Source organism: Mesorhizobium sp. CA6, from assembly GCF_020165035.1.
Classification (GTDB): Bacteria; Pseudomonadota; Alphaproteobacteria; order Rhizobiales; family Rhizobiaceae; genus Mesorhizobium.
This window is the reverse complement of sequence record NZ_JAIUHI010000011.1, coordinates 1-14,184: the sequence shown is the minus strand read 5'-3', so window position 1 is coordinate 14,184 and position 14,184 is coordinate 1. Positions and strand designations below refer to the sequence as shown.

16 protein-coding genes are annotated in these 14,184 nt (G+C 64.7%); 9 read left to right on the top strand and 7 right to left on the bottom strand.

What is annotated here, in order from left to right:
* Positions 1-13 precede the first annotated feature (13 nt).
* Positions 14-709: a sulfate transporter family protein gene (locus LB526_RS17695; RefSeq protein ID WP_224628882.1), complete on the top strand. Its 696-nt coding sequence runs from the start codon at positions 14-16 to the stop codon at positions 707-709.
* Here LB526_RS17695 and LB526_RS17690 read toward each other — a convergent pair.
* The 5 genes from LB526_RS17690 to LB526_RS17670 form a co-directional block, all read right to left on the bottom strand.
* Entirely contained in the window at positions 706-1,512 is an 807-nt protein-coding gene (locus LB526_RS17690; protein ID WP_224628880.1) for an isocitrate lyase/phosphoenolpyruvate mutase family protein, read from the bottom strand. The genes LB526_RS17695 and LB526_RS17690 overlap by 4 nt on opposite strands.
* Before the next feature lie 79 nt (positions 1,513-1,591).
* A complete protein-coding gene (locus LB526_RS17685) occupies positions 1,592-2,446 on the bottom strand; it encodes a hypothetical protein (protein WP_224628878.1) in 855 nt (284 codons plus the stop codon).
* A 64-nt stretch (positions 2,447-2,510) separates the two neighbouring features.
* Entirely contained in the window at positions 2,511-3,170 is a 660-nt protein-coding gene (locus LB526_RS17680; RefSeq protein ID WP_224602608.1) for an HAD family hydrolase, read from the bottom strand.
* On the bottom strand, positions 3,171-3,656 hold the full coding sequence (dut, locus tag LB526_RS17675; RefSeq protein ID WP_224628876.1) for a dUTP diphosphatase: 486 nt from the start codon (positions 3,654-3,656) through the stop codon (positions 3,171-3,173). It abuts the gene before it with no gap.
* 329 nt (positions 3,657-3,985) lie between these two features.
* Entirely contained in the window at positions 3,986-4,456 is a 471-nt protein-coding gene (locus tag LB526_RS17670; protein ID WP_095766090.1) for an Lrp/AsnC family transcriptional regulator, read from the bottom strand.
* 115 nt (positions 4,457-4,571) lie between these two features.
* Here LB526_RS17670 and LB526_RS17665 point away from each other — a divergent pair, with 115 nt between their 5' ends.
* The 4 genes from LB526_RS17665 to LB526_RS17650 all read left to right on the top strand — a co-directional run bounded on the left by LB526_RS17665 (position 4,572) and on the right by LB526_RS17650 (position 8,092).
* Positions 4,572-4,826, top strand: a complete 255-nt coding sequence (locus LB526_RS17665; RefSeq protein ID WP_040994452.1) for a DUF6356 family protein — start codon at positions 4,572-4,574, stop codon at positions 4,824-4,826.
* A gap of 16 nt (positions 4,827-4,842) precedes the next feature.
* Positions 4,843-5,643, top strand: coding sequence for a class II glutamine amidotransferase (locus tag LB526_RS17660; protein ID WP_224526963.1), 801 nt, complete (start codon positions 4,843-4,845; stop codon positions 5,641-5,643).
* Positions 5,644-5,791: 148 nt separating this feature from the next.
* On the top strand, positions 5,792-6,592 hold the full coding sequence (locus LB526_RS17655; RefSeq protein WP_224526961.1) for a class II glutamine amidotransferase: 801 nt from the start codon (positions 5,792-5,794) through the stop codon (positions 6,590-6,592).
* Positions 6,593-6,718: 126 nt separating this feature from the next.
* The gene (locus LB526_RS17650) at positions 6,719-8,092 is read left to right on the top strand and encodes an amidase (protein WP_224628874.1); all 1,374 of its coding nucleotides are present in this window, start codon (positions 6,719-6,721) and stop codon (positions 8,090-8,092) included.
* Here the strand turns inward: LB526_RS17650 and LB526_RS17645 are convergent.
* Positions 8,086-9,159 (bottom strand): NAD(P)/FAD-dependent oxidoreductase, encoded by a 1,074-nt coding sequence (locus LB526_RS17645; protein ID WP_224526956.1) that lies wholly within the window; start codon positions 9,157-9,159, stop codon positions 8,086-8,088. The two genes, LB526_RS17650 and LB526_RS17645, sit on opposite strands and share 7 nt — an antisense overlap.
* Positions 9,160-9,221: 62 nt before the next feature.
* A complete protein-coding gene (locus LB526_RS17640; protein ID WP_224526954.1) occupies positions 9,222-11,036 on the bottom strand; it encodes a winged helix-turn-helix domain-containing protein in 1,815 nt (604 codons plus the stop codon).
* Between the two features lie 203 nt (positions 11,037-11,239).
* Between LB526_RS17640 and LB526_RS17635 the strand changes: the two genes are divergently transcribed.
* The 4 genes from LB526_RS17635 (at position 11,240) to LB526_RS17620 (ending at position 14,091) form a co-directional block, all read left to right on the top strand.
* Positions 11,240-11,521 (top strand): DUF4242 domain-containing protein, encoded by a 282-nt coding sequence (locus LB526_RS17635; RefSeq protein ID WP_140843940.1) that lies wholly within the window; start codon positions 11,240-11,242, stop codon positions 11,519-11,521.
* A 15-nt stretch (positions 11,522-11,536) separates the two neighbouring features.
* On the top strand, positions 11,537-12,052 hold the full coding sequence (locus LB526_RS17630) for a hypothetical protein (RefSeq protein WP_140843938.1): 516 nt from the start codon (positions 11,537-11,539) through the stop codon (positions 12,050-12,052).
* A 71-nt stretch (positions 12,053-12,123) separates the two neighbouring features.
* Positions 12,124-12,375, top strand: coding sequence for a DUF1127 domain-containing protein (locus tag LB526_RS17625; protein WP_224526952.1), 252 nt, complete (start codon positions 12,124-12,126; stop codon positions 12,373-12,375).
* A 123-nt stretch (positions 12,376-12,498) separates the two neighbouring features.
* A complete protein-coding gene (locus LB526_RS17620) occupies positions 12,499-14,091 on the top strand; it encodes a peptide chain release factor 3 (protein WP_224545142.1) in 1,593 nt (530 codons plus the stop codon).
* Positions 14,092-14,184 lie beyond the last annotated feature (93 nt).

Genomic DNA, 14,184 nt, shown 5'->3' with positions numbered 1-14,184 from the left:
GATTGAAGACGCTGTGATCCTCGACGCCGCCCGCGCTGCCGCCAGCCGGTTGTTCTCTCCCGAATTCCGCTCCGTCTTTCTAAAGACGCTGGGGCTGACGCTGCTCGCTCTGCTGGCGCTCTGGGTCGGTTTGGAGAGCCTGCTCGAATGGCTGGCCTGGCCATGGCTGCAAACGCTGCTTCCAGGCCTGCCGTCCTGGGCCGGGTGGCTGGGCGGCATCATCGCCGGCATCGTTCTGGCTGTGGGGTTGGCCTTGCTCATCGCGCCGGTGACCGCGATCGTCGCCGGCCTGTTCCTCGATGATGTCGCCGAAGTGGTCGAACGTACCGACTACCCCAACGATCTGCCCGGCCGAGCCGTGCCGGCGCTGCATTCGCTTGCGCTCGCCGTCAAATTCTTCGGCGTGGTCGTCCTCGGCAACATCGTCGCGCTGCTGCTGTTGCTGGTGCCGGGCATCAACATTGCCGCGTTCTTCATCGTCAACGGCTATCTGCTGGGCCGCGAATTCTTCGAGTTCGCCGCCATGCGGTTTCGTCCCGAGCCCGAGGCCAAGGCGTTGCGCCGCAAACATGCCGGCACGGTGTTCCTGGCCGGGCTGGTCATCGCCATGTTCCTTGCCGTGCCGCTGCTCAACCTTCTGACGCCGCTTTTCGCCGCCGCCATGATGGTGCACCTGCACAAGGCGGTTTCGGCGCGGGAACTGCTTTAATCGGTGCCGCCGCGGAACAGCGCCTGCAGCTTGCCGAACGGCATCGCCGCCTGGGCGAAGCCGAAGGTGCCGTCCTGCTGGATTTCGCGCGCCGCCGTCTCCAGCATGCCATAGGCGAAATTGGTCAGCCACGGTCCGAGCGAGATGCGCTTGGCTCCGGCCGTGGCAAGGTCGGCGATGGTGAAGCCGGGTCGGGCCATCACATTGACCGGCCGGCTCACCGACGAGCAGATCGTGCGCACCATTTCGACGTCGCCGATGCCCGGCGCATAGAGCACGTCCGCGCCGGCTTTCTCGAAAGCCTGAAGCCGCTTGATGGTGTCGTCGAGGTCTGTCTTGCCCCACAGGAAATTCTCGGCCCGCGCGGTGAAGACGAAATCATGCTTGAGCGCCCGGGCCGCCTCGACAGCGGCAGCGACGCGCTCCGTCGCTAGCGAGAAATCGTAGATCGGATTGCCAGGGTCGCCGGTGTGGTCCTCGATCGAGCAGCCGGCGAGACCGGCGGCTTCGGCCGCGAAGATGGTTTCGGCCGCCTGTTCTGGGCTGTCCCCCTTGCCGCGCTCCAGATCGGCCGAAACCGGCAGCTCCGTCGCGGCCGTCACCTCGCGGCAATGATGGATCATGGCCTCGAAGGTCACGGCGCCGTCCGGCAGGCCGCGCGAGAAGGCGAAGCCGGCGCTGGTCGTCGCCAGCGCCTTGAAGCCGAACGAAGAAAGAAGCTTTGTCGTGCCTATGTCCCAGGGATTGGGCATGACGAAGGTGGAGGCGTGCAGATCGCGAAAAATCTTGCCCTTGTCGTCCATGGCAGGTCCTCAATCATGAGTTGGGTCGTGCGGCGAATTTATAGCGGCCGCTTGAACCGGGCAAACGAATGCTTCCGGCTCAGAAACGTTTGGCGTTTTCTGCTGACAATTTCTCGAAAGCGTCGGAATTGCTTGCGTAACGCGATCTGGCTTTATTCCAGCGATAGGTGACGGAAATGTCGTGCGAGACCGCCTTGGGCGCCGGCTCCTCGCAACTCTCGCCGCTCGGCTTGGTGGCATCGGTCACCGTCACTTTGATCGCGGCGTAGGGTTTGTCGCCGCCGAGCGTCCGGAAGGACAGGTCCTGCGTGCGCTTGTAGGCGCAGACATTCTCGTCGAACGTGTTGATCTGGTCGATAGGCTCGAAGCGGTCGTCGCGGACGAGGATCAGGATCGTGCCGACATAGCCCTGGTTCGAATTGAAATGTGTGCTCATGGTGATGAGCGCGTCGTCGCCCGCACTGATCGGGAGTTTTCCTGGATCGCGAAAATAGGTGCTCCGGTCGGTTCCGACATTGACGGCGTCGAGCAGCTTCGGCTTGCCGGTGAGATCGTAGAGCGCCAGCGCGGCAAACCCTTCGGCGCTGTCCTGCGCCTGGCCGAGGTCTAGAAGTATCGCCAGCCGGTCCTTGCCGCCGGCCTTGATGGCCAGCACCGCCGCATTCGGCAGGTTGACGGCCTCGGGCGGCGATCCGCCGTCGTCGCCGCCGAGGATGTCGCGCATCTCGATCGGCGCGCCGCCTGTGTAGAAACCGTCGCCGCCGGACTTGAGATCGGGCACGATCATTTTGGCGAGGTCGAAATAGGTGACGTCCTGATGCCCTGGAACGGCGCTGTTCAACTCCGGAAAGCTGACGGCCTGCGCCAGCGCAGCTGTCCACAGGCATGGCAGCAGCAGGCAGGCAAACATGAAACGGCATAGGGTGGAAATCATAGGACCGCGCCCCTCGGATGCGCTCACGCTAGCACGGCCGGTTGCGGTGCGCAGCCGGATGCGATCAGCGGATCGGCACGAGGCCGGCAAGGTCGCGCATGTCGTCAAACAATATGCCGCCGGCCGCCGCCAGGCCATCGCGATCGGAGAGCGGATCGGCGTAATAGGAGAACACCCGCATGCCGGCGGCAATGCCGGCCTGGGTACCGGCGACGCTGTCCTCGATGACGATGCAGTCGGCCGGCGCGAAGCCCATCGTCCTTGCCGCATGCAGAAAGAGATCCGGGAACGGCTTGCCTCGGCTGACCATGGTGGACGAGAACATCGCATGCTCGAACAGCGGCAACAGCCCGGTCTGGCCCAGCGTGATGTGCATCTTCGCGACCCGCGCCGAGGAGGCGACGCAATAGGCGATGCCCGCGGCCCGCACCTTATCGATGAAGTCGCGCACATAAGGGATCGCTTCGACCCCGTTTGAAAAAAGGTCCGGCAGGCCGGCATTCCAGCGCTCGACGAAGTCGGCGCCGAGCCGCACCTCGGTCGTCTCTTCGATCTCCTTCTGCACCGAGGCCATGCTGCGGCCGGAGAAGTTCTTGCGGCAATATTCGAAGGTGGTCGTAAACCCGGCGACGGTCAGCCATTCGGCGAGGCGCCTGTTGGCAAGGTTCTCGGTGTCGACCAGGACACCGTCGCAGTCGAAAATAACGAGCTTGGGGATTGCCATTCAAGCGGTGCCGGTCGACCCGAAGCCGCCTGCGCCGCGCGCCGTGCCGCCGGCCAATGCTCTTTCCTCGACCGCAACCTGGGTCACGGCCGCGAAAACGATCTGGGCAATGCGCATGCCGCGCGTCACCGAGAAATCCTCGTCGCCGAGATTGACCAGCAGCACCTTCACCTCGCCGCGATAGTCGCTGTCGACGGTGCCGGGCGTATTGAGGACGGTGAGCCCATGCTTGAAGGCAAGGCCCGAGCGCGGCCGCACCTGGCCTTCCATGCCTTCCGGGATTTCCAGGACGAGCCCGGTCGGCACCAGCGCGCGTTTTCCTGGCAGGATGAGCAGCGGCCGGTCCTCCGGCACCGCGGCGCGCAAATCCATGCCGGCGGCGCCTGAGCTCTCATAGGCAGGTAGAGGCAGGTCTTCGCCATGCGGAAGCCTGACGAAACCGACGGTGGGGCCGATGACGGAGGAAGAATGGACAGCCGTGCGCATGAAATCGATCCTATCGGCGCGTGCGGCGATTCGGTCAACTCGCCCGCCATACTATCAACGGCTTTCTTTCTGGCGTGACTATGGCCTCGCGGTCTACTTTGGCGATTGGCGAAAACACTCGTCACTTCGTCATCCACGGGCGGAGCAGGAGCGAAGCGACGCGGCGCAGACCCGAGGATCCATTCCGTGACCTCAAAGCGTCGCAACGGTGCAGAATTCTGCTCCGCCGCAGTCTCTGATCGAGGTAACGGAATGGATCCTCGGGTCTCCGCGTCCGCTTCGCTCCCGCTCCGCCCGTGGATGACGAAGTCGCGGAGGCCTCGGCCTATCTAGCGCAGTTCCACCGGCACCACGGTCGTCTCCTTGATCTCCTCCATGACGAAGGAGGCCGAGACGTCCGACAGCGCCACTTTGGCGATCAGCCGCTGGTAGAGGCGGTCATAGGCCTTCACGTCGGCGACGCGGGCCCTCAGCACATAGTCGAGGTCGCCCGACATGCGGTAGACGCCGGTGATCTCGGCAAAGCCGGTAACCGCCGCGCGGAATTTCTGCAGCCAGTCCGGATCATGGTTGGAGGTGCGGACCAGGATGAAGACGGACAGCCCAAGCCCAAGCTTGTCGGCATCGACCAGCGCGACGCGGCCGGTGATGACGCCATCCTCCTCCAGCCGCTTGACACGCCGCCAACAGGCATTGCGCGAAAGCGCCACCCGCTCCGACAGCTGGTCGACCGACAGCGTGCCGTCGCGTTGCAGCTCAGCCAGCAATCTTCGATCAATCTCATCGATTTCCGTCGCCATGTTGGGATGAATGTCCCACAAGACATCGAAAAGCAAGGACCATTTGGGACCAATGAACCAAAGCCGTATGGCACGATACTCATTATCGGGACTCATCCCGGCAGGAGGGATCACCATGACGACACGGTTTACGGCACTGTTCACGGCTCACCCGGAGAAGGTCGGCGAGACCTATTTCGGCCATATGGCTTTCGCCGCCTGGTTCTGCTCGCGCCTGTCGATGGCGGCGGGCGCCGCGCTCGTTCACGCTTTCTTGCCATTTCTGTTCGAGACTACGGCCAGCCGAATCGTTCGCGAGCTCTATGAGCGCACGCACAACAGAGGCTCGCACGCGGTGAAGGAGCCAAAGGCTCTCCTGGACCGCGCCTGATAAATGGTGGAATGCGATGTGCCGGTGGGCGGCCTATCTTGGTGAAGCGGTCTTCCTCGAAGACATCATCACCGCGCCCTGCCATTCGCTGATCGCCCAGAGCCACTGCGCCCAGGAAGCCAAGTCGCCGACCAATGGCGACGGCTTTGGTCTGGCCTGGTATGGCGACCGGCCCGAGCCTGGACTCTACCGCGACATCCTGCCGGCATGGTCCGATCCCAATCTGAAGAGCCTCTGCCGGCAGATCAAGTCGGGCCTGTTCCTCGCCCATGTGCGCGCTTCGACCGGCGGCGCCACCAGCCGCATGAACTGCCACCCCTTCGTCTCCGGCCGCTGGTCGTTCATGCATAACGGCCAGATCGGCGGCTTCGAAAGGATCCGTCGCGCGCTGGAGAACACGCTCTCCGACGCGGTCTTCGACCAGCGCGAGGGCACCACCGATTCCGAGCTCTTTTTCCTCTTGATGATCGACCAGGGACTGGCGACCGACCCACATGGCGCGGTGTCGCGGGCAACCGGTCGCGTCATCGAAGCCTCCCGCCGGGCCGGCATCGAACCTGCGTTGAAACTGACCGCGGCCTTTTCCGATGGCGAGGCGCTGTACGCCGTCCGCTATACCACCGACAGCCATGCGCCGACGCTCTATACCGGCGCCTTCGCGAAGCGCGCCGGCCATTGCATCGTCTCCGAGCCCTTCGACCGCAACGGCGGCGAGTGGCAGGCGATCCCGCCATCGAGCTTCGTCACCATGACGAGGGGCGGCACCGGCATCCGTCCGTTCGCGCCGGCGGCGGCCCCGCTGGCGCTGGTCGGCTGAAGCAAGATCCAGGCTGCCGGATTCAGGCAGAGATCAGCAAAACGTAAGCGCGGCGTAAGGACGCCCAGGCTCCCTCCTGTCAACTGTGGCGCTCGGCGGGCCGCGCATCCATTCGCGTGCCCGGAACGCATCGACAGAGGATCAAACAATGTGCAGGTGGGCAGCCTATCTCGGCGATGCGATCTTCCTCGAGGACGTCATCGCCGCACCCTCCCATTCCCTGATCGTTCAGAGCCATGGCGCGAAGGAGGCGAAATCGCCGACCAATGCCGACGGCTTCGGCGTAGCCTGGTACGGTGACCGGCCGGAACCCGGCCTTTACCGCGACGTCCTGCCGGCCTGGTCCGATACCAATCTCAGGAGCCTTGGACGCCAGATAAAATCCGGCCTGTTCCTGGCCCATGTGCGCGCCTCGACAGGCGGCGCCACCAGCCGCGCGAACTGCCATCCCTTCGTTTCGGGCCGCTGGTCGTTCATGCATAACGGCCAGATCGGCGGCTTCGAGAAGATCCGTCGCGCGCTCGAGAATTCCCTCTCCGATACGTTGTTCGACCAGATCGAAGGCAGCACGGATTCCGAACTGTTCTTTCAGCTTATGATGGGCGAAGGGCTTTCGGACGATCCCTACGGTGCGGTGTCGCGCACCACCAGTCGCGTCCTTGAGGCTGCGCGCGGTGCCGGCATCGAACCGTCGCTGAAGCTGACGGCTGCGTTCAGCGACGGTCGGGCGCTTCACGCCGTTCGCTACGCCACCGACGAGCATGCTCCGACGCTTTATACCGGCGCCTTCGCCAAGGGAATAGGCCGCTGCATCGTCTCCGAGCCGTTCGATCGGGAGGGCCGGACCTGGCACGAGATTCCGCAGTCGAGTTTCGTCACCATGACCCGCGACAGCACTAGCATCAAGCCTTTCGCGCCGGCGGCCGTCCGGTTGGCTCTGGCAGGGTGAGGGAAATCGGCACTTGGCGCAATTTCGATCAAGCGCCGGCAAGCTTCGGATGCTGAATTCGGCTTGAAGCCGCGCCCTCATCCGCCATGTTCAAGGCGAAGCGCGCCAAGCAGCCGGAGTGTGCACATGGATATCGGGTTTTCCTCGACTGCCGAGCTCGCGGCAGCCATTGCCCAGCGAAAAATTTCGGCGATCGAGGCGCTCGATGCGCAGCTTGCCCAGATCGACCGGCACAACGGGGCGGTCAACGCTGTCGTCATCTTCGATCGCGAACAGGCGCGGGCACGTGCCCTGCTGGCCGATGCGGCAACGGCGCGCGGCGACACGCTCGGTCCGCTGCATGGGGTGGCGTTCACGCTGAAGGATGCGCACGAGACGGCGGGCATCAGGACCACCGCCGGCTTCCCGCCTTTTGCTGACTACATGGCTAGGCAGGACAGCCCTGTGGTTGAAAGGCTGAAAGCAGCCGGCGCCATACTGGTCGGCAAGACCAACGTCGCCACTATGCTGGGCGACTGGCAGTCCGATAACCCGCTGTTCGGGCGCACGTCCAATCCGTGGGATCCGTCGCGCACGGCGGGCGGCTCAAGCGGTGGCGCGGCCGCGGCAGTCGCGACAGGCATGACTCCGTTCGAAGTCGGCACCGACATGCAGGATTCCATACGCTTGCCCGCTGCTTTCTGCGGCGTCTATGGCCTGAAGCCAACTGAACATCGCGTGTCGCTGGCCGGCGCCTTTCCCGATCCCGGCGGCATGCCGCGCAGCGTGCGGCTGATGTCATGTGTTGGCCCGCTTGCTCGCAACATCGAGGATCTGGCGCTGATCTATCGGATCATTGCGGGACCGGTCCGCGCGGACACCGACCTGGCGCCCCTGCCGGTTGAGCCGATGCCGAAACTCGAACTCAAGTCGTTGCACATCGCCGTGGCCGAATCTTTCCCCGGCTTCCCCGTCGCCGCCGAAATCCGTGCCGCCGTAGAAGGCCTGGCCGCGCAGCTCGCCTCGGCTGGCGCGGCTGTGGAGAGCGCGAAATTGCCGAAGCTCGACCTGCACGACGATTTGTCCGAAGGCGGTGCATTGATCGGCATGATGTTGGAAGCCGCACAGCCGGAACCGCCGGAGCAGCCGACGCCGGTGTCGCGCTGGTTCGCCGCGCTTGCGCGCCGCGACCAGTCGATCCTAGCGTGGGAGCGGTTCTTTGACAGCTGCGATGCCTTGCTCTGCCCGGTCGCCATGACCACGGCCTTCCCGCACTGCAAGCCGGGCAGCCCGCTCAAGGTCAATGGCAAGGAGGAGAGCTACTGGATGCTACCGGCCTATGGAGCGGTGTTCAACTATTCCAGCCATCCGGCGCTCGCGTTCCCTTGTGGGCAGGACCGCGACGGCTTGCCGGTCGGCCTTCAATTGGTCGGCAGGAAATGGTCGGAAGCGCGGCTGCTCGGCATTGCAGCCGCGATTGCGTCGCTCATCGGAGGGTTTCGCCGGCCTCCTGGCTACTGAGCGAAACGCGACAGCGCGTAGGGTTCAAGCAACGCATCGCGCTTGTCGCCGAGGATTTCGCTGGCCGCAAACAGGCCTATAGCCGGCGCCAGCGTGATGCCGGAATGGGTGACGGCGACGTAGAGCGCGCCGATGCCTTCCGCGCGGCTGACGATCGGGAAACCGTCGACCGGCGTCGGACGGTAGCCGATCGTGTGGAAGTCGAATTCCAGCCCGTTGGCGTCGCGCAGCATCGCTTTCGTCGCGGCGAACAGCGCCTGCGCGGCGGCCTCCGGATTCTCGCCCGGATCGCCGCCGCCGAAATCTGAGCCGGCGATGATGCGGCCCTCGGCGGTTTGGCGCATATGCAGTCTGTCAGCCAGCACCAGCCCGTTGAGCAGCTTTGGGTGCGGTCGCGAATGCACGATCAGGCCGGGCGGGGTCTCGATCGGCAGCTTGATGCCTGCCGTCGCGGCGATCGCCGGAGCGCCGGCGCCCGACGCGATCACCACCTCGTCGGCGGCGATGATTTCGCCCGAAGCGACGACGCCCGTGACCTTGCCGTTGACCAGCGCCAGCCTGTCGACGGTTCCCGTGACGATCCGTGCGCCGCGCCGTTCGGCATCGGCCAGCAGCGCCTTCGTGGTCGCCACAGGCTCGGCCACGCCTTCCTGCGCGACATAAAGCGCAAACTCGGGAAGCTCTGCCAAATTGGGCTCGATGCGCCCCGCCTGTTCGCGCCCGACCCTTTCGATGCCATAGCCCCAGGACGAATGCTCGGCCGCATAGGCCTCGAGCCTGTCCGCGGGCAGGTCCCAGCACAGGCCGCCGCACCAGGCGAGCGGCAGGCCCGGCACGTCCTTCGCCAGCCGCTTCCATTCGGCCATGGCGCGGATGCGCAGCCGGAAATAGGTTTCCGGATTGCCCCAGCTTGCATTGATCCAGGCAAAGGAATTCGGCGTGGCGACACCGCCGGCGCCGCTTTCCGAAACCACCGTCACCCGCGCGCCGGCTTTCATAAGATGCCAAGCGATCGAAGCGCCGATGATGCCGGCGCCGATGACGATGACTTGCTTTGCGCTGCTCATGCCGGACCTTTGAGAGAGATTTCCCTCTCATGCCACCGCGCCGAGCAGACCTCAAGTGAGAGCTAGACGCTGCCCGCCGCTACCGCCTGCGCCCCGGCAATCAGGCCCTTCAGCTCGTCGCAGCGCCGCATGAGCCGTGAAGAGTCGACTTTCTTCGCAATCGCGAGCGCGGTGCCGAGCTCCAGCTCAGCGCCGGAACGATCGCCCATCCTGATGAGCAGCGCCGCGAGCGACAGCCGGGCGTCAGCGACATTGATCGGCGAGCCGATCTCGTTCCAGTGCGAGCATGCGATCTGCAGCTCCCGGGCAGCCTCGGCGGGGCGCTCTTCCTGCATGAAAAGCTCCGCTTTGGCTTCCGCGGTCAGCGCCTGGATGGAGGCCATCGGCCAGCGCTGCGGCTGGGTCTCCAATTCGGCGATCACCTCCTTCGCCCGCTCGCGCCGATTGGTCCGCGCCGCCACCTTGGCGAGCGTGGCGAGGACCATGCCTCGCCGCTGCAAGGTCGGCCAGCCATTGCCCACTAGGGAACGTTCGAGAGCGCTGAAAGCGGCCTCCGCCTGCCCTTGCTCCAGTTGCAGCAGCGCAAGTCCGGGCTGCGGATCCCAGCCTGCTGCGTGCGATGCGCGGTAGGCCGTTTCGGCTTCCGTGAATTCTCCGGCCGCCAGGTGAATGTCGCCCAGCACGCGCAAGGCGTCGCCGGTCGCCCAGGGCGCGTCGAGTGCGAGCTGGTCGAGTGCCGCGCGCACAAGCGCTTCCGCCTCCTTCAGCGTGCCATGAACGCCGAGCACTTCGGCGCGATGCAGCCGGCACGAGCCCGAAAGGTCTTCCAGCCCGTGTCCCCTGCACCAATCTTCGTAGCCGAGCGTCCATTGGTTGGCGCGCGACCAGTCGCCGAAATTCCGGCAAGCCCACAGAATGTTGCAGTAGAGGATCCCGCCGACGATCGGGTCGACATCGCTGGACAGGCCGAGCGCGGCGGCAAGGTCCTGATCCTCCTGCCCGGCTTTGGTTTCACCGAGACACAGCTTGAAGAAGCCGCGATAGATAAGGCCGAGCGACTCCACCACCGGATCGTCGAGGTGCCTGCCGACCGCGAAGGCTTGCTCAGCCAGCGCAAGCGCCTGTTCCGGCTCGGCTTCCGCGCCCATGATGCGCGCCCCCATCCAGCACCAGAGACCGTGCTCCCTGCTGTCGGAAGCGGTATCGATCAACTGCGCGGCGCGCTTGTGCCAGCCCTTGGCGACGGCAAGCTCGCCTCTCTCGAGATGGATCCTGGCGAGGGTGATTGCGGGGGAAGCCGCGCGCAGTCGCTCGCCGGCCACGCCGTAAGCCGTCACCGCGCGCGCCAGAAGCGGAATGGCTTCGGCCGGCCGGCCCATGCATTCCAGCGCCAGCGCCCATTCCTCGAGATCGGCCGTCAGCAGCTCGTCGGCGGCATCCGCCTGCGTGAAAGAGGCCGCGGCGTCATGCCATTTCCTCGCTGCAACGGCAGCCCGCGCCGACAGAATTGGCAGGCCGGGGATCGAGGGCCTGCCGCCCCCATCAGCCGGCGCCGGCCTGGTTTGCAAGGCGGCCGGCTGATCGAGGCAAATCCGGTAGCCGAAGCGGGGCAGGTTGCGCAGCGCCGTCTCCATGCCGCCCTGGCGAAGGATGCCGCGGGCAAGGCTCGCGACGCGCTGCAGCGAAGCCTCGGTCACCGTCACGTCGGGCCACAGCCTCTCAAGCAATTCGTCCTTGCTCAAGGCGCGCTCCTTATGGCGCAGCAGGACGGCGAAGAAATCGAAGACCAGGGGCTGCACCTCGATCTCGCTTCCGGCGAGGCGAAGGGCGCGGGACTCCTCATTGAGTTCGAAGTCGCCGAAGCAATAAATTCCCATCGGCAGCAATCCCTGTAACGGCAATAGGCAAAGGATCAGAATAAGATAAGGGCGGCGTAAGGACTGTTGGCCGCCTCTTTCGTAATTCTCCGTCTGCCTGGCGGGCCAAGCTGCAGTTTAGCTCAGCGGCCCCCGGGATGTCACGGGCACCGACCTGGTCGGGCGCCCGGTGGCATTTGAACCCAGATCAAGGAGATTATGATATGCACAAATACATCATCGAACGCGAGATTCCCAAGGTCGGCACCTTCGAGCGCGAGCAGCTTCGCGATGCGTCCAAGGCCTCAAATGCCGTTCTGGCCGAGCTTGGCCCCGACATCCAGTGGGTCGAATCCTTCGTGGCGGACGACAAGACCTTTTGCGTCTATCTCGCCAAGGACGAGGCGATCATCCAGCGTCATGCCAAGATGAGCGGCTTCCCGGCAACGAAGATCACGCAGGTCAAGCGCCTGTTCGATCCGACGACGGCTTACGCCGCAGCCTGACGGGGAGGATCGATCGTGAAGCGCTTTGCCGAAATTGTCCTTGCCGTCGGCGCCTCCGCGCTGTTTTGCGGCACCGCGGTCGCCCACGACATGCCCGATCCGGTGCTCAACCGGTCTCGGGAGATGGCGGCCAAGTATTTCGACATCGAGGTCGCCAAGGCGGACGGCTATCGGCAACTGTTCGAATGCACGACGCATGACCAGCACGGAACGATGGGCGTCCACTTCATCCATCCCGAGCGGGCCGGCGACGGCAGGCTCGTGCTCGGCGAGCCAGATGTGCTGACCTACGAGCCGGAGGCCGATGGCTCGATGCAGCTCGTCGGCATGGAATACATCGTCTTCGAAAAGGACTGGAAGGGCAAAGGTGTACCCGAATTCCTCGGCCGCACCCTGCAGCGCAAGACGACGGTGGGAGTCCATCCGGTGGACCCGTATTACGAGCTCCATGTCTGGCACTGGCGGCACAACCCGGCCGGCATGTTCGCCGACTGGAACCCTTATGTGAGCTGCGAGCACGACCGGTCCTGACACGCGCAGCGTCTTCGGGAGGGCCTGCACGGCCCTCCCGATCCTTTCGTTCAAACAAAAGGAAGATGATCATGCCATCCCTTCGCATGGGAATGAAGCCCGTCGCCCGCTCATCCGTTAACGGGCGTTTCTTCGCGACAGCCGTCGAAATATGCCGTTCCGGCCTGCGCGTCCTCGCGCGGATGGTCCGCATTCGCAGGGATCGCGCCTGGCTGGACGAGTTGCCGGACTACCTGTTGCGCGACATCGGTATCAAACGCTTGGAAATATCGTCGGTCACCAGGTACGGCGGCAAGATCGATCGCGACGGAATGTGGAATTGAGGACCAAGGTCTTTTGCCGACGGCACGTCTCTCTGCTGCGCCGGTCGAACCGGTCTCTCCAAAACCGTCGACACGCCGGACAAGCGCTGCTAGAAGCCCGCGCCACAGACAGGATTCCAGAAATTGGCAGAAGACATCGAACAGGCGGTATCGCGCCGCCGCACCTTCGCGATCATCGCGCACCCTGACGCCGGCAAGACCACGCTCACCGAAAAGCTGCTGCTGTTCGGCGGCGCCATCCAGCTCGCCGGCGAGGTTAAGGCCAAGAAGGACCGCATCCAGACCCGGTCCGACTGGATGAAGATCGAGCGCGAGCGCGGCATCTCGGTCGTTACCTCGGTGATGACCTTCGAATATGACGACAACGTCTTCAACCTGCTCGACACGCCCGGCCACGAGGATTTCGCCGACGACACGTATCGCACGCTGTCGGCGGTGGATTCGGCGGTCATGGTCATCGACGCCGCCAAGGGCATCGAGCCGCGCACGCTGAAATTGTTCGAGGTCTGTCGGCTGCGCGACATTCCGATCATAACCTTCGTCAACAAGATGGACCGCGAGAGCCGCGATCCGTTCGAAATCCTCGACGAGATCGAGCAGAAGCTGGCGCTGGACACCGCGCCCGTCACCTGGCCGATCGGCCGTGGCAGGACCTTTTCCGGCACCTACCACCTGGCGCTGAACGCGGTGCGCAAGGGCGACGCGGAAAAGGAGCGCACGCCGGTCAACGGGCCCGATTCCAACCGCGTCGCCGGCCTTTTGCCCGAAAACGAGCGCGAAGCCTTCATCGAGGAACTGGAACTCGCGCGGGAGGCTTGTCGCCCGCTCGACGTGGAAGCCTTTCGCGAAGGCCACCTGACGCCGGTCTATTTCGGCTCGGCGTTGCGCAATTACGGCGTGCGCGACCTGATCGAGGCGCTCGGCGCCTACGGCCCGCCGCCGCGCGCCCAGGAAGCCGACGAGCGAACGGTCGAGGCGACGGAGGAGAAGATGACCTCCTTCGTCTTCAAGATCCAGGCCAACATGGATCCGAACCACCGCGACCGCATCGCCTTCGTCCGCGTCTGCTCGGGCAAGCTTGAGCGCGGCATGAAGGCCAAGCTGGTGCGCACCGGTAAGCCGATGAGCCTGTCGGCGCCGCAGTTCTTCTTCGCCCGCACCCGCGTCACCGCCGACGAGGCCTTCGCTGGCGACGTCGTCGGCATCCCCAACCACGGCACGCTGCGCATCGGCGACACGCTGACCGAAGGCGAGGAGATCCTGTTCCGCGGCGTGCCGAACTTCGCGCCCGAAATCCTGCGCCGCGTGCGCCTCGGCGACGCCATGAAGGCCAAGAAGCTGAAGGAAGCGCTGCACCAGATGGCCGAGGAAGGCGTCGTGCAGCTGTTCTCACCCGAGGACGGCTCGCCGGCCATCGTCGGCGTCGTCGGCGCGCTGCAGCTCGACGTTCTGAAGGAACGGCTGAACATCGAATACACGCTGCCGGTTGATTTCGAGATGTCGCGTTTCTCGATCTGCCGCTGGATCTCGGCCGACGACAAGGCGGAAGTCCAGCGTTTTATCGAGGCGCATCGCGGCGACATCGCCCGCGACCTCGACAACGACCCGGTCTTCCTCGCCCAGCACGCCTTCTCGCTCAACTACGAAGCCGAGCGCTGGAAAGCGATCCGCTTCACCGCGGTCAAGGATTACCAGGTGCGCGGCAAAGCGGCGTGAGTGTTTCTCCCTTCCCCCCCTTGTGGGGGAAGGTGGCCTCGCGAAGCGAGGTCGGATGAGGGGTGTTCCAGGGAACACCGACGCCTCACTCCG

What these genes read in the sequence shown, in the direction of transcription:
- LB526_RS17690 (WP_224628880.1), bottom strand. Translation starts at nt 1,512, where the DNA reads ATGGACGACAAGGGCAAGATTTTTCGCGATCTGCACGCCTCCACCTTC.
- LB526_RS17685 (WP_224628878.1), bottom strand. Translation starts at nt 2,446, where the DNA reads ATGATTTCCACCCTATGCCGTTTCATGTTTGCCTGCCTGCTGCTGCCA.
- LB526_RS17680 (WP_224602608.1), bottom strand. Translation starts at nt 3,170, where the DNA reads ATGGCAATCCCCAAGCTCGTTATTTTCGACTGCGACGGTGTCCTGGTC.
- dut (WP_224628876.1), bottom strand. Translation starts at nt 3,656, where the DNA reads ATGCGCACGGCTGTCCATTCTTCCTCCGTCATCGGCCCCACCGTCGGT.
- LB526_RS17670 (WP_095766090.1), bottom strand. Translation starts at nt 4,456, where the DNA reads ATGGCGACGGAAATCGATGAGATTGATCGAAGATTGCTGGCTGAGCTG.
- LB526_RS17665 (WP_040994452.1), top strand. Translation starts at nt 4,572, where the DNA reads ATGACGACACGGTTTACGGCACTGTTCACGGCTCACCCGGAGAAGGTC.
- LB526_RS17660 (WP_224526963.1), top strand. Translation starts at nt 4,843, where the DNA reads ATGTGCCGGTGGGCGGCCTATCTTGGTGAAGCGGTCTTCCTCGAAGAC.
- LB526_RS17655 (WP_224526961.1), top strand. Translation starts at nt 5,792, where the DNA reads ATGTGCAGGTGGGCAGCCTATCTCGGCGATGCGATCTTCCTCGAGGAC.
- LB526_RS17650 (WP_224628874.1), top strand. Translation starts at nt 6,719, where the DNA reads ATGGATATCGGGTTTTCCTCGACTGCCGAGCTCGCGGCAGCCATTGCC.
- LB526_RS17645 (WP_224526956.1), bottom strand. Translation starts at nt 9,159, where the DNA reads ATGAGCAGCGCAAAGCAAGTCATCGTCATCGGCGCCGGCATCATCGGC.
- LB526_RS17640 (WP_224526954.1), bottom strand. Translation starts at nt 11,036, where the DNA reads ATGGGAATTTATTGCTTCGGCGACTTCGAACTCAATGAGGAGTCCCGC.
- LB526_RS17635 (WP_140843940.1), top strand. Translation starts at nt 11,240, where the DNA reads ATGCACAAATACATCATCGAACGCGAGATTCCCAAGGTCGGCACCTTC.
- LB526_RS17625 (WP_224526952.1), top strand. Translation starts at nt 12,124, where the DNA reads ATGCCATCCCTTCGCATGGGAATGAAGCCCGTCGCCCGCTCATCCGTT.